The 22,333-nt window shown below is 62.0% G+C and carries 20 protein-coding genes and 1 tRNA gene; all 21 read left to right on the top strand.

All coding sequences use genetic code 11. The features are described from left to right. Nucleotides 1–9 precede the first annotated feature (9 nt). Nucleotides 10–420, top strand: coding sequence for a 30S ribosome-binding factor RbfA (gene rbfA / locus DW180_RS03655; RefSeq protein ID WP_118237484.1), 411 nt, complete (start codon nucleotides 10–12; stop codon nucleotides 418–420). Continuing rightward, on the top strand, nucleotides 413–1,456 hold the full coding sequence (locus DW180_RS03650; protein WP_118237482.1) for a bifunctional oligoribonuclease/PAP phosphatase NrnA: 1,044 nt from the start codon (nucleotides 413–415) through the stop codon (nucleotides 1,454–1,456). The genes rbfA and DW180_RS03650 overlap by 8 nt, the downstream gene beginning before the upstream one ends. A 15-nt stretch (nucleotides 1,457–1,471) precedes the next feature. Further along, on the top strand, nucleotides 1,472–2,404 hold the full coding sequence (gene truB / locus DW180_RS03645; RefSeq protein WP_117800789.1) for a tRNA pseudouridine(55) synthase TruB: 933 nt from the start codon (nucleotides 1,472–1,474) through the stop codon (nucleotides 2,402–2,404). Beyond that, complete coding sequence (ribF, locus tag DW180_RS03640) at nucleotides 2,401–3,408, top strand: riboflavin biosynthesis protein RibF (protein WP_233545169.1); 1,008 nt, start codon at nucleotides 2,401–2,403, stop codon at nucleotides 3,406–3,408. Before truB ends, ribF begins: the two co-directional genes overlap by 4 nt. After that, nucleotides 3,401–5,509, top strand: a complete 2,109-nt coding sequence (gene dnaG / locus DW180_RS03635) for a DNA primase (RefSeq protein ID WP_118237480.1) — start codon at nucleotides 3,401–3,403, stop codon at nucleotides 5,507–5,509. Before ribF ends, dnaG begins: the two co-directional genes overlap by 8 nt. 110 nt (nucleotides 5,510–5,619) lie before the next feature. Then, nucleotides 5,620–6,969 (top strand): RNA polymerase sigma factor RpoD, encoded by a 1,350-nt coding sequence (rpoD, locus tag DW180_RS03630; protein WP_055286388.1) that lies wholly within the window; start codon nucleotides 5,620–5,622, stop codon nucleotides 6,967–6,969. Between the two features lie 164 nt (nucleotides 6,970–7,133). Beyond that, nucleotides 7,134–7,208, top strand: a tRNA-Asn gene (locus tag DW180_RS03625). 161 nt (nucleotides 7,209–7,369) lie between these two features. Beyond that, the gene (locus tag DW180_RS03620; RefSeq protein WP_187361832.1) at nucleotides 7,370–7,759 is read left to right on the top strand and encodes an Asp23/Gls24 family envelope stress response protein; all 390 of its coding nucleotides are present in this window, start codon (nucleotides 7,370–7,372) and stop codon (nucleotides 7,757–7,759) included. 27 nt (nucleotides 7,760–7,786) lie between these two features. Beyond that, complete coding sequence (locus DW180_RS03615) at nucleotides 7,787–9,448, top strand: DAK2 domain-containing protein (RefSeq protein WP_118237478.1); 1,662 nt, start codon at nucleotides 7,787–7,789, stop codon at nucleotides 9,446–9,448. A 10-nt stretch (nucleotides 9,449–9,458) separates the two neighbouring features. Next, a complete protein-coding gene (locus DW180_RS03610) occupies nucleotides 9,459–11,636 on the top strand; it encodes an ATP-dependent DNA helicase RecG (protein ID WP_118237476.1) in 2,178 nt (725 codons plus the stop codon). Next, nucleotides 11,633–12,289, top strand: a complete 657-nt coding sequence (rsmD, locus tag DW180_RS03605; protein WP_118237474.1) for a 16S rRNA (guanine(966)-N(2))-methyltransferase RsmD — start codon at nucleotides 11,633–11,635, stop codon at nucleotides 12,287–12,289. The genes DW180_RS03610 and rsmD overlap by 4 nt, the downstream gene beginning before the upstream one ends. Beyond that, on the top strand, nucleotides 12,282–12,779 hold the full coding sequence (gene coaD, locus DW180_RS03600) for a pantetheine-phosphate adenylyltransferase (RefSeq protein ID WP_117847654.1): 498 nt from the start codon (nucleotides 12,282–12,284) through the stop codon (nucleotides 12,777–12,779). Before rsmD ends, coaD begins: the two co-directional genes overlap by 8 nt. 68 nt (nucleotides 12,780–12,847) lie before the next feature. Next, nucleotides 12,848–13,345, top strand: coding sequence for an ATPase (locus DW180_RS03595; protein ID WP_040358176.1), 498 nt, complete (start codon nucleotides 12,848–12,850; stop codon nucleotides 13,343–13,345). Further along, nucleotides 13,345–13,899: a DUF177 domain-containing protein gene (locus DW180_RS03590; RefSeq protein ID WP_118237472.1), complete on the top strand. Its 555-nt coding sequence runs from the start codon at nucleotides 13,345–13,347 to the stop codon at nucleotides 13,897–13,899. Before DW180_RS03595 ends, DW180_RS03590 begins: the two co-directional genes overlap by 1 nt. Nucleotides 13,900–13,963: 64 nt before the next feature. Then, entirely contained in the window at nucleotides 13,964–14,143 is a 180-nt protein-coding gene (rpmF, locus tag DW180_RS03585; protein ID WP_022094017.1) for a 50S ribosomal protein L32, read from the top strand. A gap of 87 nt (nucleotides 14,144–14,230) precedes the next feature. Then, the gene (plsX, locus tag DW180_RS03580) at nucleotides 14,231–15,250 is read left to right on the top strand and encodes a phosphate acyltransferase PlsX (protein WP_117816783.1); all 1,020 of its coding nucleotides are present in this window, start codon (nucleotides 14,231–14,233) and stop codon (nucleotides 15,248–15,250) included. Nucleotides 15,251–15,374: 124 nt separating this feature from the next. Continuing rightward, entirely contained in the window at nucleotides 15,375–15,617 is a 243-nt protein-coding gene (locus DW180_RS03575; RefSeq protein WP_055309519.1) for an acyl carrier protein, read from the top strand. 3 nt (nucleotides 15,618–15,620) lie between these two features. After that, nucleotides 15,621–16,346: a ribonuclease III gene (rnc, locus tag DW180_RS03570; protein ID WP_117765703.1), complete on the top strand. Its 726-nt coding sequence runs from the start codon at nucleotides 15,621–15,623 to the stop codon at nucleotides 16,344–16,346. A gap of 10 nt (nucleotides 16,347–16,356) precedes the next feature. Continuing rightward, entirely contained in the window at nucleotides 16,357–19,893 is a 3,537-nt protein-coding gene (gene smc / locus DW180_RS03565; RefSeq protein WP_118237470.1) for a chromosome segregation protein SMC, read from the top strand. Further along, nucleotides 19,893–20,810 carry a signal recognition particle-docking protein FtsY gene (gene ftsY, locus DW180_RS03560; RefSeq protein WP_117564147.1) on the top strand — a complete coding sequence of 306 codons (918 nt, stop codon included), beginning with the start codon at nucleotides 19,893–19,895 and terminating at the stop codon, nucleotides 20,808–20,810. The genes smc and ftsY overlap by 1 nt, the downstream gene beginning before the upstream one ends. Nucleotides 20,811–20,820: 10 nt before the next feature. Next, nucleotides 20,821–22,296 carry a signal recognition particle protein gene (ffh, locus tag DW180_RS03555; RefSeq protein WP_117637757.1) on the top strand — a complete coding sequence of 492 codons (1,476 nt, stop codon included), beginning with the start codon at nucleotides 20,821–20,823 and terminating at the stop codon, nucleotides 22,294–22,296. Nucleotides 22,297–22,333: the final 37 nt, after the last annotated feature.

Genomic DNA, 22,333 nt, shown 5'->3' with positions numbered 1-22,333 from the left:
GGTAGCGCTATGAAGCAAACGCAGGCAACCCGCCGTTTGGGCGAGCAGCTTCGCGAGAAGCTCGGGCATATCCTGCTCTTTGAGGTTTCCGATCCGCGTCTCGACCTGGTCACCCTGACCGCGGTCGAGGTCGCGGTGGACCGTTCGTTCGCGCGTGTGTATGTGTCGTGCGACGCGAGCCGCTACGACGAGGTCATGGAGGCGCTCGCCAGCGCCAAGGGCCGCATCCGTAGCCTGCTGGCCCGCTCGCTCGATTGGCGCGTCACGCCCGAGCTCGATTTTCGCATCGATCGCTCGACCGATGAGGCCGAGCGCATCACGCGTGCGCTGGAAAACGTTCCCGCCACGCTTGCGATCGAAAAGGACGAGGACGGCTATCCAATTGCGGATGCCGCCCAGGAGGCAGCTTTAGATGAGTAATTCCGCCGACCTTGCATCGTGCGAGTCTGCAGATATTCAGCGACGCATCCTTGAGCTCATCGAGGGTGCGTCCTCCATTGCGATTTCGGGACATACGTCTCCCGATGGCGACGCCCTGGGCTCCGTGTTGGGTCTGGGCCTTTCGCTCATGAAGTTTTTCCCCAACAAGGACATTGCGCTGCTGCTGGCAGACGATGATCCGGTTCCGCGCATCTACCGCTTTATGGAAGGCTCCGATCGCCTGGTACCGGCATCTGCGTATACCGGCAATCCGGACCTGTTCATCTCGGTGGACGTGCCGGTCGTCGAGCGTCTGAACAACTCCGCCGAGGTGCTCCGCCGCTCGTCGCATGTGGTGTGCTTCGATCACCACCCGGCGCGCGAGGAATTTGCCGAGCTGAGCCTGAGGTGCGTCGATGCCGCGGCCTGTGCCATGATCATCGACCGCTTTTTGGACAATTGCGGCATTGTGGCTCGCGATGGTGTCGCGACCTGCCTGTTGTGCGGCCTGGTGACCGATACCGGTCGTTTTCAGTATCAAAACGCCGATGCCGCTGCGTTTCACGCTGCCTCGCGCCTGGTCGCGCACGGTGCCGATCCGGCGCGCGTTGCGCTCGAGGTCTACCAGAGCATGCGCGTAGAGTTCTTGCATCTCAAGTCCATCGTTATGGGCCGCATTAAGACGGTGGCGCACGGTCGCGTGGCATATAGCTATGCGTACCAGAGCGACCTCGAGGCCTGCGGCGTTACTTCGGACGAGTGCGACGGCTTGGTCGATGTGGTGCGTTCGGTGATGGGTGTGGAGGTCTGCCTGTTCCTGAAGGGCATTGAGGGCGATACCAAGGTACGCGGCAACCTGCGCTCCAAGGGCGACCTCAATGTTTCCGAGATCGCTGCTGCTTTTGGCGGTGGCGGGCATCCCGCGGCCGCTGGTTTCTCTAACAACGGAACGATTCTCGAGACGCTCACCGCGGCACTCCCCATGCTGGCCGAGCTGGTAGGGGAGGATCCCGCTTCGGTGACCGTCGAGCTTTAACTTTTTGGATGGTACATGGCTCGTCGTACGCCTTCACAACTGAATATGCTGCTCGCCGTCGATAAGCCGGTGGGATGCACGTCCCACGATGTGGTCTCGCAATGCCGACGCGCCCTCCATGAGCGGCGCGTCGGCCATGCCGGCACGCTCGACCCCATGGCATCGGGTGTCATGGTGGTGGGCGTGGGCCAGGCCACCCGTCTGCTGGGTATGCTCACGCTCGATACCAAAAGCTACGTCGCCGACATCTCGTTTGGTGCCGAGACCAATACCGATGATGCGGAGGGCGAGGCGGTCCGCACGGTGGCTGTTGCCAACGAGCTCCGCGATCCTGCCTATGCCCGTGAGCACTTGGCCGCCATGCTGGGTCCGCAGATGCAGGTGCCGCCGGCGTTTTCGGCTATCTCGGTCAATGGCGTTCGCGCCTACAAGTCTGCTCGAGAGGGCAATGCGGTGGACCTACCTCCGCGCCCCGTCGAGGTTTATGCCGCCGACCTGATCGCCGTGGGCGGCGAGGGTGATACGTGTGTGTGGACCGTGGCGTTCTCGGTGAGCAAGGGCACCTACATTCGTGCGCTCGCTCGCGACCTGGGCCGCGCCTGCGAGAGCGCCGCGCACATTTCCGCGCTGCGCCGCACGGCCTCCGGTGTTGTTTCCATTGGCGCCTGCCATGCGGTGGAGGAGCTTTCTCCCGAGTCCGCCGTTGGCTTTGCCCTGGATCCCATTGCGGCCCTGGGCGCCACTCGTGTTGACTTGCCGGGCAATCTTGCCGACGACCTTCTCTGCGGCCGACGCATTCCCGTTGAGCGTGCGCTTGCCGATTTCGATGCCTCGAAGGCGCCGTTTGCGTTGGTGCTCGATGGGGGACTCAAGGCGCTCGCCCGCATCGAGGGTGGCCGCTTTGTCATGGAGCACGTGTTTCCGCAGGCAATCGGCGGTGTTCGATGATGTTGTCCGCTCGCGAGTTCGCGCGTGTCTTTTTCGCGGGCGAGTCGGACGAGGCTCGCATCGTTGCTGCCGATACGTTTGATGAGTGCGAGCACTTGGGTGCCGCATCGATTGCCATCGGCGTGTTCGACGGCGTTCACCGTGGACACCAGGAGCTCATTGCGGCGCTTGTTGGCGATGCCCGTGCCCATGGCTGCAAGGCGGTCGTGGTTACCTTCGATCCCGACCCGGACGTTGTGGTGAGCCCTTCGCCCGCTCAAAAATTGATGACGACGGCCGACCGTCTGCATGCCTTGGCTCAGACCGGGGTCGATGCGGTGGTGGCCGTTCCCTTTACGCCTGAGGTTGCGGCGCTTGACCATGTTGACTTTCTCTCGCTGGTGTCGCGTCTGGTCGACATTCGATCTATTCGCGTTGGCAACGACTTTAGGCTAGGTCGTGGCGGTGCTTCTGGTGTTGCCGAGATGCGCGCCTGGGGTGCCGAGCGCGGCGTTGACGTATACGGGCACGACTTGCTTTGCGAGGGCGGTGAGGCCATTTGCGCCACCCGCATTCGTCACGAGCTAGGACAGGGCCATGTGGAGCTTGCTGCTGGGTTACTCGGTCGCCCGTATATGGTGCGTGGTGGTGTTATTCGCGGCCGTCACGAGGGTTCTGGCATGGGCTTTCCCACGGCAAACCTGCAGGTTCCCAGCGGCATTCAGGTGCCTGCTGATGGCGTGTATGAGGGCATGGTGCTCGTCGATGACACCGTGTGGCCCGCTGCCGTGAACGTCGGCCTGCCGCCGACGTATGCCGACGATGCCGCTTCGGCGCATCTCGAGGCTAATTTAATTGGTTATACGGGCGACCTGTACGGCGCTTCCGTTTCGCTGGCGTTTACGCGCTGGCTACGTCCCTCGCGTGTGTTCGATTCGCTGGATGAGTTGATTGCGACCGTCGAGGGTAATATCGAGGACATTCGTCACAACTTGGGTGAGCAGGGGGTGAGCATCCGTGATTAGCGATGAGGAAAAAGACCAGGTCCGCGCTGCGTCCGACCTAGTTGCCATCGTGCAGGAAACGGTTGAGCTCAAGCCCCGCGGCCATGAGTTTTGGGGCTGCTGCCCCTTTCATGGCGAAAAGACGCCGTCTTTCCACATTATCCCCGCCACGCAGGTGTGGCATTGCTTTGGCTGCGGTGAGGGTGGCGATGTCTTCACCTATATCATGAAGCGCGAGAACCTGAGCTTTCCCGAGTCAATCCGTTATTTGGCCGATCGCGCGGGTATTGAGCTGCACGACACCGGAGACCGCCGCGAGCGCGGTACTAAGCGTGCCCGAATCTACGATCTGTGCGCCGAGACCGCTCAGTTCTACCACACCATGCTCATGCGCGGTAAGGATAGCCGCCCGCGTGAGTACTTTGCCAGCCGCGGCATGGGCGGCGATGTCTGCCGCCGCTACTGTCTGGGCTTTGCACCGGGTCGCAACGCTCTGGTGTCGCACCTGTCCCAGGCGGGCTTTACCCCGCAGGAGATGATCGACGCCAACGTGGCCGTGAGCCGCGGGCGCGGGCAGCTCGCCGACCGTTTTTACGACCGCGTGATGTTTCCCATCTTTGATGAGCAGGGTCACAACATCGCCTTTGGCGGTCGCATCATGGGAGACGGCCAACCCAAGTACCTCAACACCGCCGAGACGAGCGTGTTTCATAAAAAGCGAAACCTCTACGGCTTTAATTGGGCCAAGGAGTTTATCGTCGCGCAGGATACCGCCATCGTGGTAGAGGGCTATACCGACTGCATCGCCTGTTGGGAGGCGGGGATTAAAAACGTCGTCGCTACGCTGGGCACCGCGCTCACGGAGCATCACGTCAAGACGCTCACCCGCTTTGCCAACCGCATCGTGTATATGTTTGACGGCGATGCCGCGGGCCAGAAGGCCGCCCGTCGCGCGATTCAGTTTATCGAGCAGGATTCGATGGACCTGCGCTGCGTGGTACTGCCCGACGGCAACGACCCCATGGAGTTCATCGCGGCGCACGGCGGAGAGGAGCTGCAGAAACGTATTGACGCCGCCGAGCCGCTTATGGACTTTGTCTACCGCTCGCTGCAGGAGTCGAGCGACATCACCACGCCGGGTGGTCGCGCCAAGGCGCTGGAAGATGCGCTGACGCTTATCTATCCGCTGCGCGATAGCTATATGATCGACACGTACTTTATCCAGATTGCCGATCTGCTGGGTTTGGATTTGGAGACGGTGCGCGCGAGTTCGGGTCGCGTGTTTCGCGATGTTGCCAAGCGCGAAGATGCGGAGCGCCGTCGCGAACAGAACTATGAACGCCAGCGGGCGCAAGCTGAGCGGTCCGGTAGCGCGGGCGGTCGGTCGTCTGGTTCGCAGGGGACATCTCGTGGTGCTTGGGCGTCGGGCGCGACGCCGGCAGTAGCGGCGTCGGTCGAGGAAGAGCCGTACGATTATGTCCCGCTCGATGCTTACGGTGCCGCGCCTGTGGAGGTCGTCGACGACCTGCCGCCGATCGACGCGCCTGATGGTATGGGTGCTGTACCTGTGACTGATGGTTCGGGTGCTCCGGCTGCGGCGGCGCCGATGGTTCTTACTGATCTAGAGCGCAAGTCCTTGGCGGGGGAGCGTGAGCTGCTGACCATGCTCACGAGCTACCCCGACCTGTTCCGCACGTATGCCGACCGCATCTGCTCCATCGAGTGGGTTGACCCACGTCACGAGTCCATCGCATGGGCTGTTCTGGCAACGCCGCCGGGAACCGATCCTGCAGCTTGCATGGATGCGGCACGCTCGGTGTGTCCCGATGCGGCAACGCTTGTGAGTGCCGGGCGCATCTCGGCGACGAGCAAGCACCCCACCGAGACGAACATCGTGTTTATGCTTGATACGCTCGAGCTCTACACCATCAAGCGCCGCATGCGTGCCGCACAGGCCAAGCTGCGCCAGGACCGTTCGCTCGATGATGAAGCCCGTCGCGCGCTGACCGTGCAGGCCGCGCAGGATTCGCAGCGTCAACGCGAGCTGCAAAAGTCGATCGGCGGCGTGGCGGACCCGTTCCGTTTGATCGGTCTGGAGGCCGCAGGCACCGAACAGGCCTAGATGTTGTGGTCAACCAGCGTATTCTCGCCTATATCCAGTCCTCTTTTTGGGTATAGACGTCTATGTGTGTGCTAAAGTATTGAGTCCTGTGGACTATGAAGGGAGAATCTGTGCCAAAAAAGACTGAGAGCACGGGTACTGGGCTGGAATCCTACGTTGCAAAGCTCATGGGCAACGGCTCAAACAGGACTTCGGTAACCGAGGACGAGATTCAGGTCGCCCTGAAGGATATCGATGTTTCTGACGAGCAGCTCACCGCGGTGTATTCCGCGCTGCGCAACAGCGGCATCCAGATTATCTCCGCGAGCGGTAACGACGACGCCCCCATGGACGTCGACGATGACGATAACGATACCGATACCGACGATTTCGATGACGACGACGAGCACGATTCCGGCTCGCTCGACGATCACGAGCTCAAGATGGCCCGTCAGGCCGATGCCGAGATGGGTTCTTCCAAGAGCAAGAAGAAGCGCACCGTGCGCACGTCCCGTTCACGCTCCCGCGTGCGTGGCATCGATGCCTCCACGGTGATGCTGACCGGCGATCCGGTTCGTATGTACCTCAAGGAGATCGGCAAGGTCGACCTGCTGACCGCCTCCGAAGAGGTCGATCTGGCCATGAAGATCGAGGCCGGTCTTGAGGCCACCGAGAAACTCGAGGCCGCCGATGCCGGTGAGCTCGAGCTCACGCGTGCCGAGATGCGTCGTCTTACGCGCATTGAGAACGTCGGCCTCGAAGCTAAGCAGGCACTCATCAGCGCAAACCTGCGTCTGGTCGTCTCCATCGCCAAGCGTTATGTCGGCCGCGGCATGCTGTTCCTTGACCTGATCCAGGAGGGTAACCTCGGTCTGATTCGCGCCGTCGAGAAGTTCGACTACCAGAAGGGCTTCAAGTTCTCCACGTACGCCACGTGGTGGATCCGTCAGGCCATTACGCGCGCTATCGCCGACCAGGCCCGTACCATCCGTATTCCCGTGCATATGGTCGAGACTATCAACAAGCTCGTCCGCGTGCAGCGCCAGCTCCTTCAGGACCTGGGTCGCGACCCGACCCCCGAGGAGATCGGTGCCGAGATGGACATGAGCGCCGACCGCGTCCGCGAGATCCAGAAGATCTCGCAGGAGCCCGTGTCGCTTGAGACCCCCATCGGCGAGGAAGAGGATTCCCAGCTGGGCGACTTTATCGAGGACTCCCAGGCTATCGTTCCGCCCGATGCCGCCAGCTTCTCCATGCTGCAGGAGCAGCTCACTCAGGTGCTCGACTCGCTTGCCGATCGTGAGCGCAAGGTTATCGAGCTGCGCTTTGGCCTTGTCGACGGGCATCCCCGCACACTCGAGGAGGTCGGCCGCGAGTTTGGCGTCACGCGCGAGCGTATCCGCCAGATCGAGTCCAAGACCCTGGCCAAGCTCCGCCACCCCAGCCGTTCGAGCAAGCTGAAGGACTACATCGAGTCATAACCTCGCAAGCAAGAAGCGCCCTCAAGCACATCCGCTTGGGGGCGCTTTCATGTGGTCATTGGGGACGTCCCCAATGACTAGGTCGGAAAAATTCTTAAAAAAGTTCTTGCCCTGAGCTGATTCGTCCGTATAATAAACTTCGTTGCTTGAGAGCACGCACCTATTCCTCGGTAGCTCAATGGTAGAGCACGCGGCTGTTAACCGCGCTGTTGTAGGTTCGAGTCCTACCCGGGGAGCCAGGTTGTAAAACCCGTCGCTTATGCGGCGGGTTTTTTCATACCGCGATCGCCTGGCGCGAACGTTACCATATCAACATTTCGTGTCGAGGATGTAATCCCGCGACCCACCACCTCAACATGGCGCGCTCGTTGTAGAATATTGCAATGATTGCTCCCACGAGATGGTGCCGCGAGCACCAGATAAGGAGATTCTTGTGTCTGAGACCATTAACGGCAGCCTGAGCGTCTCGAACGACGTTATTGCCGATATTGCCGGTTATGCCGCGATGACGTGCTATGGCGTCGTCGGTATGGCTGAGCAGCTCCAGGGTGCCGAGAGCGTGCGCCTACTTGCCGGTCAGCGCCTCCGCAAGGGCGTGCTTGTCTCCGCCGACGAGAACGGCCTTACGGTCGATCTTCACGTCGTGCTCGAGAACGGCGTCAACATGAAGTCCGTCTGCCACAATCTTTCGAGCTCCGTTGCCTTCACTCTGCAGGAGATCGCCCAGATCGATCCCGCCAGCCTTAAGATCGGCATTCACATCGACGCGCTCAAGAGCCGTCTGAACTAGCATCCGAAAACGGAGATTCAAATACCCATGATTGCAAAGACCATTCGCACCTGTTTTCCGATCGCTGCGGCTGCCGTTTCCGACAAGGCCGAGGAGATCAACAAGCTCAACGTCTTCCCCGTACCCGATGGCGATACCGGCACCAACATGTCGCTCACGCTCGCCTCGGTGACCAAGGAGCTCTCCGCCCTTCCTGCCGACGCCGACATGGAGGCCATCGCCGGTGCCATCACCCATGGCTCCCTCATGGGTGCCCGTGGCAACTCCGGCGTCATCACCTCGCAGATCCTGCGTGGTGTGGCCGAGGGCCTTGTCTCTGCCGATGAGCCCATCACGTCCGCCAACATCGCCTATGCGTTCCGCCGAGCCGTCAAGGTTGCCTTCCAGGCCGTCCGCAAGCCCATCGAGGGTACGATCCTCACGGTGCTGCGCGACGTTTCGACCAAAGCTGACGAGTGCGAGAAGAAGAAGTTCTCGGCCGAGGACGCGCTCGACGCCATCGTCGTCGAGGCCTATCAGTCCGTCGCCTGTACGCCCGACCTGCTGCCCGTTCTGAAGGAGAACGGCGTGGTCGACTCCGGCGCCTTTGGCTTTGCCATCTTCCTGGAGAACTTTGTTGCCGCCGCGCTTGGCCGCAGCACCGTTGTCGAGGATTTCTCCGCCACGTTTGATTCCGCTGGCTCTGCCCGCGACGCGGCCCTCGGTCGCGTTGAGATCGAGGCCAACGACGACTGGGAGGGCTCGGAGTTCCGCTACTGCAACGAGTTCCTCTTTAAGGCCGACGCTCCGTTTGACGAGGACGAGTGCCTTAAGTTCCTGGGCTCCATGGGCGACTGCGAGTTGCTCGTGGGTGCCTATCCCGACTACAAGATCCACGTGCACTCCAACACCCCCAACCTGGTGCTCGAGCACATGCTGCAGCTTGGTCAGATCTATGAGGTCTTTATCCACAACATGGAGATGGAGGCCCACGACCGTACCGCTAAGATCCACGAGGATCAGGAGAAGGCCGCCGAGCCCGCGAAGGCCCTGGGCTTTGTCGCCGTTGCCGCCGGTTCCGGTGAGGCCGACATCCTCAAGTCCCTCGGCGTTGACGTGATCGTCTCGGGTGGCCAGACCATGAACCCCTCGACCGCCGACCTGTTGGGCGCCGTCGACCAGGTCAACGCGACCTCGGTCATCATCCTGCCCAATAACGGCAACATCCGCATGGCTGCCGAGGCCGCAGCCTCTGCCTGCACCGACAAGAAGGTCGCCGTCGTTCCCACCAAGACCGTCCCGCAGGCGTTCTCCGCGCTGTTCGCCGTCCTGCCCGATTCTGAGCTCGAGGACGCCGTTGCCGCCATGGTTGACGCCATCAGCGAGGTCCGCGATGGCGAGGTCACCCGCGCCGTGCGCGACTCCAGCGCCTCGGACGGCTCTCCGATTCACTCCGGTGACGTCATGGGCATCATCGCCGGCTCCATCGACGTGGTCGGTTCCGACGTGAAGCAGGTCACGCTCGACTGCATCAACCGCATGCAGGAGGAAGAGGAAGGCGACGCGCTGACGATTCTGGCCGGCGAGGAGCTATCCGACGAGGCCTTCCAGGAGATCGTCGACGCCATCGAGGAGGCTCAGCCCGATCTGGAGATCGACGCCCATCGTGGCGAGCAGCCGCTCTATCCCGTGATCTTCTCGATCGAGTAGGCAACTGCCCATGTCCGAGCTGTGCTCCGTGCCGCGCGTCTCGGAGCGCTTTGCCCAGAGCAATGCGCTCGACGAGGATATCGCGCGACTCAAATATGTTTCGGGTAAACGTGAGGAGGCCCTTCGCCGTCTGGGAATTCGGACGGTGGGGGACCTCCTTCTCCATATCCCTCATCGATACCTCGACTTTACCCGCTCGTGGTCCATCGAGATGGCGCCCATCGGTACCGTGTGCACCATCATCGCCACGGTTGACCGTATCGTCCAAAAACAGCCGCGTCCGCGCATGCAGGTAACCGAGGTTTCGCTCGTTGACGAGACGGGCGTGCTACAGGTCGCCTTTTTCCGCCAGCCCTGGATTGCCCAGCAGCTTAAGCAGGGCGACCGCCTGGCCGTGATGGGCAAGGTCGAGTTTGCCTATGGTTTTAAGCAGATAGCCTCTCCGCATTTCGAAAAGCTCGAGGACGGGCGTGCCGCGGGCACCATTTTGCCGGTCCATTATGTGAGCGATGGCGTGAGCCAGGCGTGGATGCGCCGCATCGTTAGCGGTGCGCTCGAGGTCGTCGGCAATCCCTTTGATCCCATTCCGGCACGCTTACGCGTTAAGCGTCGCCTGATGAGCAATGCTCGTGCGCTTCGATCGATCCACTTTCCCTCGAGCATGGCTGAGCGCGACATCGCACGCCGGCGTCTTGCCTACGAGGAGTGCCTCTACCTGCAGCTGGCGCTGCGCCTGCGCAACGACGGCGGCCTGGTCGATGTGGTGCCCTATGCCCACACCGCGGGCGAGCACCTGGCCGTGCTCAAGCAAGCCCTGCCGTTTTCGCTGAGCGACGAGCAGGAGGCCGCGTTCCAAGACATCCTGCATGATATGTGCGATGGCGGGCGAGTGATGAACCGCCTGCTGCTGGGCGATGTCGGTACCGGTAAGACCGCCGTTGCCGCCTGCGCGCTGGCTGTGGCTGCCGATAGCGGCACGCAGGCCTGCGTTATGGCGCCCACGGGCGTTCTGGCGCTCCAATATGCCGATAAGACTGGCCCTCTGCTCTCGCAGGCCGGCATGTCCTGGGCGCTTCTGACGGGCGCCACGCCGGCCGCAGAGCGCGAGCGCATCCATGCCCAGCTGGAATCGGGCGAGCTTGACGTGCTCTTTGGCACCCATGCGGTGCTTTCGGATAACGTTGCGTTCAAGCATCTGTCGCTCGTGGTCATCGACGAGCAGCACCGGTTTGGCGTCGGCCAACGCAACGCCCTGCGTGCGAAGGGCCCTGGTGCGGACCTGCTCGTTATGACGGCAACGCCCATCCCGCGTACGCTGGCGCTTTCGGTCTACGGCGATCTGGACACGAGCATCATCCGCCATCGGCCCGTCCCTGGCGCTGGCGTGACGACACGCGTGCTCACCGAGTCGAGCCGCGACCTCGCCTATGGCGCCATCCGCGAGGCGCATGAAAAGGGTCAGCAGGCCTACGTGATTTGCCCGCTCGTGGAGCCGAGTGATTCGGCCGATGAGCTGGAAGACGTACCTGGTATCGCCCGCGACGACGAGGGCCGCGTGACGGTCCCCGTGCCGCTGCACGATACGGCGACCGAGCTCGATCGCCTGCGTCTGGCGTTGCCGGGTTTTGTCATCGAGCGCCTTCACGGCCGCATGCCGGCGGGGGAGAAGGATCGTGTGATCGACGCCTTCAAGCGTGGCGAGATCGACGTGCTCGTCTCGACTACGGTGGTCGAGGTGGGCGTCGACGTGCCTAACGCCACCGTCATGGTCATCGAGAACGGCGAGCGCTTTGGTTTGGCTGCCCTGCACCAGCTGCGCGGTCGTGTGGGCCGCGGCAGTGTGTCGGGCACGTGCCTGGTCATGACGCACTCCAAGGGCAACGGCGGCGCTTCGGCAGCGCAAGATCGCCTGCAATCGCTCGAAAAAACCTCGGATGGCTTTACGCTCGCCCAGATGGACCTGCGTCTGCGCCACGAGGGCGAAATCCTGGGGTACCGCCAGCATGGCGGTGTGACCCTGCGCTTTGTCGACCTGGATGCCGACGAGGAACTGATCGAATGGGCCCATTTGGACGCGGTCGAGCTCTTGCGGTATGCTTGCAACCTTGACTCCGTGGCGACGCGCCCCCTGCGCGATGCGGTCGCCATGCGTTATCGACATATCTTTAAGGAGGTCAGCGGAGGATGAGAATCATCGGCGGCGAATGGCGCGGTCGTAAGATCGAGGAGCCCCGTGGTCGCGATGTCACCCGCCCCACGACTGATCGCGTGCGCGAGGCGTGCGCATCTATGGTCATGTCGGCATTCGATTTCGATTTGGACGAGGTTCGTGTGCTGGACGCCTTTGGTGGCTCCGGTGCCTTAGGGTTAGAGATGCTCTCTCGTGGGGCCCGTTCGCTCACGACGTTTGAGATCGATCGCAACGCCGCGCGGCTCATTACCAAGAATATTGAGTCGCTCTGCCGTGACCGTGCGCTTTGGCGCGTGGTCACGGGCGACATGCTGGCGAGTGCCTCGCGCGGTCGTGTACCGGGCGGTCCCTTTGATCTGGTCCTGCTCGACCCGCCCTATGCTTTTGGTGCCGAGCCGGTCGAGGAACTGCTGCAGAACCTGGCTCAGCAAGGTCTGCTTGCGTCTGGCGCTTACGCCTTGTTTGAGCATGCCGCCGCCGATGCGGGCGCGCATCCGGCAGGCTTTGAGGCTGTACGTGAGAAGCGCTACGGCATTACCTCGGTCGACCTGCTTCGTTGGGCCGGCGATGACGATGGTGAGGGCGATAGCGCCGGCGCAGATGCCGAGAACAACGATGCCACGACGTTTCAGGAGGACGTCCATGAATGACACCATCAACCGCGTGATCGTCCCGGGCACCTTCGATCCCATCACGTTTGGCCATATCGATGTGATCCGCCGCGCCCGTCGTATCTTTCCCAGCGTGATCGTCGCTGTTGCCGAGTCGCAGGGTAAAAACGGCGTGGGCACCACGTTTATGCTCGATGAGCGCGTGGCGCTGGCCCGCGAGGCGCTCGGCGATATCGACGGCGTCGAGGTCCTGCCCTTTACCGGCCTCTTGGTCGACTTCGCACGTGAGCAGGGGGCGGGTGCCGTGGTCAAGGGCCTGCGCGCCATGACCGACTTTGAGTATGAGCTGCAGCAGGCCGACCTTAACTATCGCCTGGATAGCGAGCTGGAGTCCATTTTTGTCATGAGTGCGCCGCAGTACGGCTATATCTCGAGTTCGGTCGTTCGCCAGATCGCCTCACTCGGCAGCGATGTATCGACGTTTGTCCCGCCCAACGTGGTCGAAGCGCTCAGACATCGCTTTTCGTGACGTTTTTTATTGCCTGGTGGCATGTGGTAAACTAGCACGATGATATGTTACCTATGAAAGGAGACCGGATGCCGGGCGAGAATTTTCCTGGCGATAGGATCGTCAGCTTGGTCGATGAGCTCGAAGGGCTGATCGAGGAAGCCAAGCCGCCTTTCGGCAAGAACGCTCAGTTCAAGGTCATCGACGCCGACGTGTTCTTCAACATCCTCGACGAGATCCGCATGAGCTATCCCGAGGAGTGGCAGAAGTCCCGCCGTATCCTTAAGGAGCGCGAGGAGCTTATGGCTTCCGCCGCCGCTCAGGCCGATTCCATCATCGCCGACGCTCAGCAGCAGGCCCTCACCATTGCCGGTGAGCAGGAGATCGTCCGCTTGGCACAGCAGCAGGCCGACGACATCCGCGATCGTGCCCAGCAGTACGAGCGCGAGACGCGTTATGCTGCCGAGGACTACGCAGAGCAGGTCTTTACGCACCTGGAGGAGAACCTCAAGAGCCTGACCGGCACCGTTACCCGTTGCCGTCAGCAGCTCAACGAGGGTGCCGCCCAACAGAATGGTCAGTGGTAATGGCTGAGTTCCCGAGCGTTACCGTCGATCTTTCCGAGCAGCTCGAGTTTCCTGGTGATTCGTATCCGCTGACCGGCAAGGTCGATGTTGCCACCTACACGGTGGGCGAGAAGGAGTACCAGCTACAGGACGGCATCGACTACGACGTTGTCTTTACCAATGCCGGTACCGGTGTCTTGCTCACGGGCATGGTCCGCGCGCACGCCACCGGCGAGTGCGACCGTTGCCTGGAGCCTGCCTCGTTTGATATCGCCGGCGAGATCGAGGAGTTCTACCTCTTCGAGGAGCCCGAGGATCCCGAGGCCTACGAGGACGGCTACGAGCTCCTGGGTGAGGACCGCATCGTCGATCTGGGTGAGCCCATCAACGACGCGGTCGTCATGGACACGCCGTTTGTCGTTCTGTGCAAGCCCGATTGCCGCGGCCTGTGCCCCACTTGCGGTTGCAATCTCAACGTCGAGCAATGCGATTGCGCCGCCCAGGCAGAGGCAGAATGGGCCGCTGCCACGAAAAATCCATTTGCAGCATTGAAGAATCTCAAGCTCGATGAGTAAAACTGTGGTAGTATCGCTACTTGCGCGTAATCGCCACACTGGATAGTTCATAAGGAAGGTCACTATGCCCGTACCTAAACAAAAGCAGGGTCGTATCCGCACTCACACCCGTCGTTCCGCTAACATGAAGATCTCGGCTGCGGCTCAGTCCACGTGCCCCCGTTGCGGCGCTGTCAAGCTTCCGCACCACGTGTGCCCCAGCTGCGGTTTCTACAAGGACCGCGAGGTTATCGTTACCGAGTAACGGTATACTCTGGATGCGATGCCGTTCCAAATGGAACCACAATGGCCGGCTCAATGAGTCGGCCATTTTTGTATAAGGAGCATGTATATGAGTAACGTTCGCGTTTGTGTAGACGTTGTGGGTGGAGACGAGAAACCTCAGGTTGTTCTCGATGGTATCGAGGCTGCACTTGCCGTCGATCCCGATATCGAGGTCTTGGCAGCTGGCCCCGCCGAAATCGTCAATCCCTTTGCTGCTTCCCACGCACGTGTTGAGGCCCTTGAGGCACCCGACGTTATCGCCATGGATGACGATCCCATTCGCGCCGTGATGACCAAACGCAAGTCTTCGATCGTGCTGTCGTGCCGCGCTATCAAGAAGGGCAATGCTGACGCGTTCTTCTCTGCCGGTTCGACCGGTGCCATGACCGCTGCCGCTACCGCCTATGTGACGCCGTTTAGGTATCAGGCCGAAGGCAAGAAGCAGCCGGTGCGCCCCTGTCTGACCAATGCACTGCCCAATCGCGCCGGCGGCCTGACGGTGCTGTGCGATATGGGCGCCAACCCCGATGTCGAGGTGGACGATATGGTGCGCTTTGCCCAGATGGGCGCCGCCTATGCCCGCGTCGTTTTGGGTATCGAGCATCCCCGCGTGGGCCTGCTTGCTAACGGCACCGAGGACGAGAAGGGCTCCAACTTTACCAAGTCCTGCTTCCCGGCCATGAAGGCTGCCGTTCCCGGCTTTGTGGGCAACTGCGAGGGTACCGACCTTACCTCGGGCCACTTCGATGTCGTCGTGGCCGACGGCATGTCGGGCAACATTGCGCTCAAGGCCACCGAGGGCGCTGCCAAGTTTTTGTTGCAGGAGCTCAAGGGCGTCTTTATGTCTTCGCTTGGCACCAAGATCGCCGCGCTGCTCATTAAAAAGCAGATGCGTGAGATAAAGGCCAAGCTCTCTGGCGACGCCAAGGGCGGCGCGATTCTTTTGGGCCTGCGCGGCGTGGTTCTGATCGGCCATGGCGCCACCTCGGTCGAAGCTGTTAAAAACGGTACGCTTGCGGCGGCCGAAGCCGTGCGCGCCGGGCTGGTCGAGAATGTCGCCAACTCCATGGACGGCATCGTTTTATAAGAGCGAGTTAGAGCGCTGTTATGTGCCTCGCGGCCTGCTTCGTGGGGTAGAATCAGAACCGTGTCTTGGTACCGCCCGGGCGGTACCATTCTTTTGGTATTCATGCACTATGAGAGGAAGCGCTATGGACCGCTCCGAAATCTTCGACAAGATCGCCGAGGTCGCTGCTGACGTTCTGGGCGTCGATGTTGCCGAAATTAGCGATGAGACCACCTTTGACGATCTCGATGCCAACTCGCTCGAGCGCCTGCAGCTGGTTACGGCTATCGAGGACGAGTTCAACCTCGAGATCGATGACGAGACTCTGCTCTCGCTCAACTCTGTCGCCGACGCCGTCGACGCGATTGAAAACGCCAGGGAGGCCTAGGTCTTGGCTTTGTCTGAACGACTTACGCGTGCCCAGGAAATTCTGGGCCACGAGTTCAATAATAAGGTGCTTCTGCGCGCGGCGCTTACGCATCCCTCGGCAGTCGAGGGCCAGCCGGTTTCTGCCAGCTATGAGCGCCTTGAGTTCTTGGGCGATTCCATTTTGGGCGCCGTCGTCGCCCGTTCGCTCTTTGAGTCCTATCCCGAGTTTGACGAGGGCAAGCTCACGCGCCTGAAGGTGTCGCTTGTCTCGGGCGCTACGCTATCCGAGGTGTCGCATGAGCTGGGCATCGACGACATCATCATCTTTGGTGCCTCCGAGACCGGTACCGGCGCGCGCGGCCTGCACTCGGCGCTCGAGAACGTCTACGAGTCGCTCGTGGGTGCGCTGTACCTGGATGCCGGCTGGGATGTTGCGGCGGACTTTATCCATCGTACGCTCAAACCGCACCTGGCCTCCGAGCGTGCCGAGCACCCCGCGAACCCCAAATCGTTCTTGCAGGAGTGCGTGCAAGCCGACGGTCACGAACCCCCGGCGTATAAGCTCGTTGGCTCCGAGGGCCCGGCGCATGCGCCCACCTTTACCGCCGTGGTGTTGATCGATGGTATTCGCCAGGGTCGCGGCTCCGGCTCCTCAAAGAAGGAAGCCGAGGGAGCCGCTGCACTTGAGGCACTTGACCGCATGGGCTACACCACCAACGGCGTGATTCTCAACAAGAAGCCTGTTTAAGCGAGGAACCGTGTATCTCAAGTCCCTCACGCTCAAGGGGTTCAAGTCGTTTGCCGACCGTGCCCATATGACGTTTGAGCCGGGCCTGACCGTCATCGTCGGTCCCAACGGCTCGGGAAAATCGAACATCTCTGACTCGATTCTGTGGGTCCTGGGCGAGCAGAGCGCCAAGCAGCTGCGCGGCCAGGCCATGGAGGATGTCATCTTCTCGGGCTCGTCAGCGCGCAAGCCGGTGGGTGTCGCCGAGGTCACGCTGGTGCTCGATAACTCGGACCATATGCTGCCCGTCGACTTTGACGAGGTCGCCATCACCCGTCGTATGTATCGCTCGGGCGAAAGCGAGTACCTCATCAACTCGAGTCCGTGCCGCCTGATGGACATTCAGGACATCCTGCACGATTCGGGCTTGGGCAAGGATACGCATTCCATCATCAGCCAGGGCAAGCTCGACGCCATTTTGCAGAGCCGCCCCGAGGAGCGCCGTGCCCTCATCGAGGAGGCCGCCGGCATCTCCAAGCACAAGCGCCGCAAGGAGCGTGCGCTCAGAAAGATTAAATCGATGGACGAGCACCTGACGCGTGCCCGCGACATCAATAAGGAAATTGCCCGTCAGCTGCGACCGCTGGAGCGTCAGGTCGATCGCGCGCGCAAGTATAAAGAGCTGTCCTCGCGCGCGAACGAGCTTACGCAGATGCTGGCCGTCGACGAGCTGCGTTCGCTGCAGTCGCAGTGGAACGACTTGGAGAGCCGCTCCAAGGAAGGTGCCGCCGAGCTGGAGCTTGCGCAGTACCGCTTGGGCGAAAAGGAACGCGAGCTCGAGAAGCTCCAGGTCATGCTCGAGGAAAAGGGCCTGTTTGTGGGCGATCTGGGCGAGCAGCGCCGCCATATGCAAGACGTGGTCGGCCGCATTAACTCCGATATGCGCCTGCTCGAGGAAAAGGGCCACAACATGGTGTCGCGCCTGTCCGACATGCGCGGCCAGATCTCGAGCTCCGAGCATCAGCGTCGTCGCGTGGTAGAGGAGCTCGAGGACGCGCGTGCGCAGCTTGAGGAAGTGACCGGCGCGCACATGCAGGCCCAGGAGGACGTTGACGCCGCCGGACCTGCCGCCGCCGAGCTCCACGAGCGGCGCGTGACGCTCGACAATCAGATTTCGCAGCTTACGCGTGAGCAACGCGATGTGCAGCGTGTGGCCGATAACGCGGCGCTCGAACTCGCCAAGGTGAAGGACTCGCTGAGCAACGCCGAGGTCGAGGACAACATGTATGCCTCGCGCCTGGAGCAGATCGATGACCAGCTCGAGGAAGTCACGGCCTCACTCGAGAGCCGTCGCGACCGCGCCGAGGAGCTTGAGGGTGCACTCGATCAGGCCCGTCAAGCCCAGATTGATGCGCGCGAGGCTACCGAGGTCGCCCGTGCAGCCCTTAAGGACTTGCGTGCCCGCGAGAGCGAGGCGCGCAACAAACTGTCCGAGGTGCGCTCGGAGCTTGCTAGCCAAAAGAAACTCGATGCCCGCATGGCCGACAGCTCGCCGCTCGTGAGCTGTCTGGTGGGTGTACTGGGCGACGATGTCTCGGGTCGTCTGGGCGACGTGCTCGAGGCCCCTCGTGAGCTCGAGGGCCTGGTGGAGCAGCTGCTTGCCGGCGATATCGATGCGCTGCTGTTCGACGATACGTCCGCGCTTGAGCGTGCCGGTCGTGCCGCTCTGGACCAGAAGAAGGCCTCGGGCGAGGCGCTGCTGGTGGCGCGCGGTGCGAGCGCCTCTGCTGCCGCTAAGGGCGCTGCCGGTTCCCGCCTGGTCGATCGCCTGTCCGTACGCGCCGGCTATGGCCCGGTTGTCGAGGCGCTGCTCGGCGGCTATTACGTTGTCGACGACTTGGCGGCTGCGCTGGCCGCGCCTGTCGTTGACGGCGTGACTTACGTGACCCCCGATGGCGCCCGCGTCGCCTGCGGCGGCCTGGTGCGTGTAGGCCTCGACGCCGGCGAGGCGTCGGGTGCCTTGGAGCGCAAGCGTCGCATTCGCGAGCTGGAGGGCCTGGAGCCCGATCTGGCTGCTGTGTTTGAGCATGTGTCGGATCAGGTCGTCGAGGCCAATGCGGCCGTCGAAGAGGCGCGTGCCGCTGAGGGCGATGCCGCCGGCGAGATCGCCCGTCTTGAGGGCGAGCGCCGCTCGCTGCTCTCCGAGATTGGCCGCCTGGAGCAAAGCGCCAACAACGCCGAGGTCGAACGCGTGCGCATCTCCAAGCGCCGCGAGCAGGCCGCCGAGGCCGTTCGCGCTGCGCGCCCGCGCGTGGACGAGCTCACCCGCTCGCGTGACGAGGCCCGAGCGCAGGCAAGCGATCTTGGCCTTCAGATTGCCGAAGCCAACGACGAACTCGACCGCGTTCGCCGTGACGATTCCGAGGCCGCCGGCAAGCTCGCCGATGCCAAGGTCCGCCTGGCCCAGACGAGCGAGCGCCTTCGTTCTCTGAAGGGCCGCGTGCCCGATCTGGAGCATCGCCTGGAGGGCATCGACCGCCGTATCCGCGGAACACGCCAGGCCTCGCGCTCACTCGAGCTGCTGCGCCTGCGCGTCGATCCCATGCACGAGCGCTATTCGGCCCTGCTGGAGCGCGCGTCGGATTGGGCAGCGCGTCTGCGTGACCAGGCCTCTCTGGAGGAGGCGGACTCCGCTTCGCTCAAGAAGACCATCGAGGATGCCAAGGCAGAGGTTGCCCGCGCTAAGGAGAAGGTCGATACCGCCACCGCCACGCAAAACGAGTTTAAGGTCGCGCGTGGCAAGCTCGAGGTGCAGGTAGAGGCCGCCATTAAGGCCATTACCGCCGATGGCAACACGGTACTCGAGGAAGCGCTCATGCTTCCCGCGCCCACGGACCGCGATGCCGCCGAGCGCGAGCTCAACCAGCTTGTGCGCCAGATCAACAACCTTGGTCCCGTGAACCAAGTTGCCATGGAGGAGTACGAGCAGCTCAAGCGCCGCGCTGACTACATCGAGGAGCAGCTGGCCGATCTGGAGAGCGCGCGTAAGGCGCTCACCAAGATCACGGTGGCCATTGATCGCAAGATGCGCAAGGCGTTCCTTGTGACGTTTGAGAAGGTCGACGCGAACTTCCGCGAGATCTTCGCTATGCTGTTCCCGGGTGGCCAGGCTCATCTGGAGATGACCGATCCTGAGCATCCGGCCGAGACGGGTATCGAGGTCGTGGCGCAGCCGCGCGGCAAGCGCATCACCAAGATGATGCTCATGTCGGGCGGCGAGAAGAGTCTGACGGCACTCGCCCTGCTCTTTGCCGTGTACCGCACGCGCACGGTGCCGTTCTATGTGCTGGACGAGGTCGAGGCGGCACTTGACGACGCCAACCTGTCCAAGCTCATCGGCGCGCTCGACGTGTTGCGTTCCGATACGCAGCTCTTGGTCATTTCGCATCAGCGCCGTACTATGGAGGACGCTGACGTTCTCTATGGCGTCTCGATGCAAGCCGACGGCGTCAGCCGCGTCGTCTCGCAAAAACTCGATCGCGAAACCGGAAAGGTCGTGAATGCATAATGGGATTCTTTGACGCTCTCTCGCGCGGACTTGAGCGCAGCCGCGAGGCCCTCAACGAGGTCTTCTACTTTGGCGGCGAGGTCGACGAGGACTTTTGGGAGGACCTTGAGGATACCCTCGTTATGGGTGACATGGGTGCCGAGGTCGCCATTCAGGTCTCCGATGACCTGCGCGACGCCGCCGCTAAGAAGAACCTCAAGACCGCCCCGCAGCTTCGTCGCGCCCTGGCCGAGCAGCTCGAGGGCCATTTTGTGCCTGTTGAGCGCGATCCGTTTTCCGATACGCCGAGCTGCGTACTGTTTGTCGGTATTAACGGTGCCGGCAAGACCACCACGGTCGGCAAGATTGCGAGCGCCATGGCCGCCCGCGGCAAGAACGTGGTGATCGGTTCGGCCGACACCTTCCGCGCCGCCGCCATCGAGCAGCTCGATGTGTGGGGCCAGCGTGCCGGCGTGCCCGTCATCAAGCGTGACCGCGGCTCCGATCCGGCGAGCGTGTGCTATGACGTGCTCGACGAGGCCGATAAGCGCGGCAGCGACTTGGTGCTCATCGATACCGCCGGCCGTCTGCACACGAGCCCCGAGCTCATGCGCGAGCTTGCCAAGGTGGTCAACGTGACGCGTAAGCGCGCCGCCAATATGGCCGCTGGTCCCATGCCGGTTTCGGTCGTGCTTGTGATCGATGCCGCCACTGGTCAGAACGGTCTGAACCAGGCGCTCGAGTTTAACGAGGCGCTGGGCCTGGACGGTATTATCATGACTAAGCTCGACGGCACGGCTAAGGGCGGTATCGCCATGGCCGTGGCCGAGAAGCTCAAGCTCCCGATCCTGCGCATCGGCGTCGGCGAGCAGGTCGATGACCTGCAGGAGTTTAATGCAAAAGATTTCTGCCGCGCCCTGGTGGGCGAGTCCAATTAAGGAGTGACTAGTGTTTGATTCTCTGAGCGATCGCCTCAACGACACATTTGACCGCCTGCGCGGCAAGGGTAAGCTGACCGAGGCCGATATCACTTCGGCCATGCGCGACATTCGCATGGCGCTGCTCGAGGCCGACGTTAACTTTAAGGTCGTCAAGGAGTTCGTTGCCAAGACCAAGGAGCGCTGCATGACCGCCGAGGTCATGGAGTCGCTGTCGCCGGCGCAAAACGTCGTCAAGATCGTGCTCGACGAGCTCACCGAGATGCTCGGCTCCACCGAGAGTAAGCTCGTTTTTAGCAATCGCATTCCTAATGTCATCATGCTCGTGGGCCTGCAGGGCTCCGGTAAGACCACGGCGGCCGTAAAGCTGGCCTACCTGCTCAAGAAGCAGGGCCGCTCGCCGCTGCTCGCCGCGTGCGACGTCTACCGTCCCGCCGCTGCCGACCAGCTGGCCACGCTCGGCGGAGAGATCGGTGTCCCGGTCTTCCGAGGCGACGGTGCGCACCCGGTCGACATCGCCAAGGGCGCCATTCAGGAGGCCGTCGACCACCTGCGTGACGTGGTCATTGTCGATACCGCCGGTCGTTTGCAGATCGACGAGCAGATGATGCAGGAGGCCGTGGACATCAAGAAGGCCGTCAAGCCCGATCAGGTGCTGATGGTCGTCGATGCCATGACCGGCCAGGATATTGTCAACGTCGTCTCGACCTTCGCCGAGCGCACCGACTTTGACGGCGTGATCATCTCCAAGCTCGACGGCGACGCCCGTGGCGGCGGCGCACTTTCCGTGCGCCAGGTGACCGGTAAGCCCATCAAGTTCGTGAGCATGGGCGAGAAACCCGATTCGCTGGAGCCGTTCTATCCCGACCGCATGGCCAAGCGAATCTTGGGCATGGGCGATGTTGTCGGCATTATCGAGAAGGCCCAGGAGGCCGCCGATGCAGAGCAGCTCGAGGCTGCCGAGCGCATGCTGCGCGAGGGCTTTACCATGAACGACATGCTCGACCAGATGAAAGCCGTCAAAAAGATGGGCGGTATGAAGGGTATCCTGGGCATGCTCCCCGGTGGTCAGCGTGCACTCAACCAGATGGGCGGCAACCTGGACGAGGGCATCTTCGATAAGAACGAGGCCATCATCATGTCGATGACCAAGGAGGAGCGCCTGCGTCCCTCCATCATCAACGGCCAGCGCCGCGCCCGCATTGCCAAGGGTGCCGGCGTAACCCCCACCGAGGTCAACAGCCTTATGAAGCAGTGGGGCGAGATGAATAAGATGATGGGCCGCATGCGCACGATGGCCAATCAGGCGCAGGCCGGCGGCAAAAAGGGCAAAAAGGGAAAGAAGGGCAAGAAGATGCGCATGCCCAATATCCCTGGCCTGGACGCTATGGGTCTGGGCGGCATGGGCGGCCTAGGTACGGGCGGTCCCAAGTCCGATATGGAGCTGCTGCGCCAGATGGAAGCGCAGATGCGTAATAAGAAATAGAGCTGTAATTCCAGCTTGATATGGCAAAGGCCACTCG

This window comes from Collinsella sp. AM16-21, assembly GCF_003471905.1.
Lineage (GTDB): Bacteria > Actinomycetota > Coriobacteriia > Coriobacteriales > Coriobacteriaceae > Collinsella.
This window is presented reverse-complemented; position numbering and strand designations above follow the sequence as displayed.

Coding starts and splice junctions, on each gene's coding strand:
- DW180_RS03650 (WP_118237482.1), top strand. CDS start 413: ATGAGTAATTCCGCCGACCTTGCATCGTGCGAGTCTGCAGATATTCAG.
- ribF (WP_233545169.1), top strand. CDS start 2,401: ATGATGTTGTCCGCTCGCGAGTTCGCGCGTGTCTTTTTCGCGGGCGAG.
- ftsY (WP_117564147.1), top strand. CDS start 19,893: ATGGGATTCTTTGACGCTCTCTCGCGCGGACTTGAGCGCAGCCGCGAG.
- DW180_RS03615 (WP_118237478.1), top strand. CDS start 7,787: ATGATTGCAAAGACCATTCGCACCTGTTTTCCGATCGCTGCGGCTGCC.
- truB (WP_117800789.1), top strand. CDS start 1,472: ATGGCTCGTCGTACGCCTTCACAACTGAATATGCTGCTCGCCGTCGAT.
- coaD (WP_117847654.1), top strand. CDS start 12,282: ATGAATGACACCATCAACCGCGTGATCGTCCCGGGCACCTTCGATCCC.
- DW180_RS03620 (WP_187361832.1), top strand. CDS start 7,370: ATGGTGCCGCGAGCACCAGATAAGGAGATTCTTGTGTCTGAGACCATT.
- plsX (WP_117816783.1), top strand. CDS start 14,231: ATGAGTAACGTTCGCGTTTGTGTAGACGTTGTGGGTGGAGACGAGAAA.
- DW180_RS03590 (WP_118237472.1), top strand. CDS start 13,345: ATGGCTGAGTTCCCGAGCGTTACCGTCGATCTTTCCGAGCAGCTCGAG.
- DW180_RS03595 (WP_040358176.1), top strand. CDS start 12,848: ATGCCGGGCGAGAATTTTCCTGGCGATAGGATCGTCAGCTTGGTCGAT.
- DW180_RS03610 (WP_118237476.1), top strand. CDS start 9,459: ATGTCCGAGCTGTGCTCCGTGCCGCGCGTCTCGGAGCGCTTTGCCCAG.
- rbfA (WP_118237484.1), top strand. CDS start 10: ATGAAGCAAACGCAGGCAACCCGCCGTTTGGGCGAGCAGCTTCGCGAG.
- rsmD (WP_118237474.1), top strand. CDS start 11,633: ATGAGAATCATCGGCGGCGAATGGCGCGGTCGTAAGATCGAGGAGCCC.
- rpmF (WP_022094017.1), top strand. CDS start 13,964: ATGCCCGTACCTAAACAAAAGCAGGGTCGTATCCGCACTCACACCCGT.
- DW180_RS03575 (WP_055309519.1), top strand. CDS start 15,375: ATGGACCGCTCCGAAATCTTCGACAAGATCGCCGAGGTCGCTGCTGAC.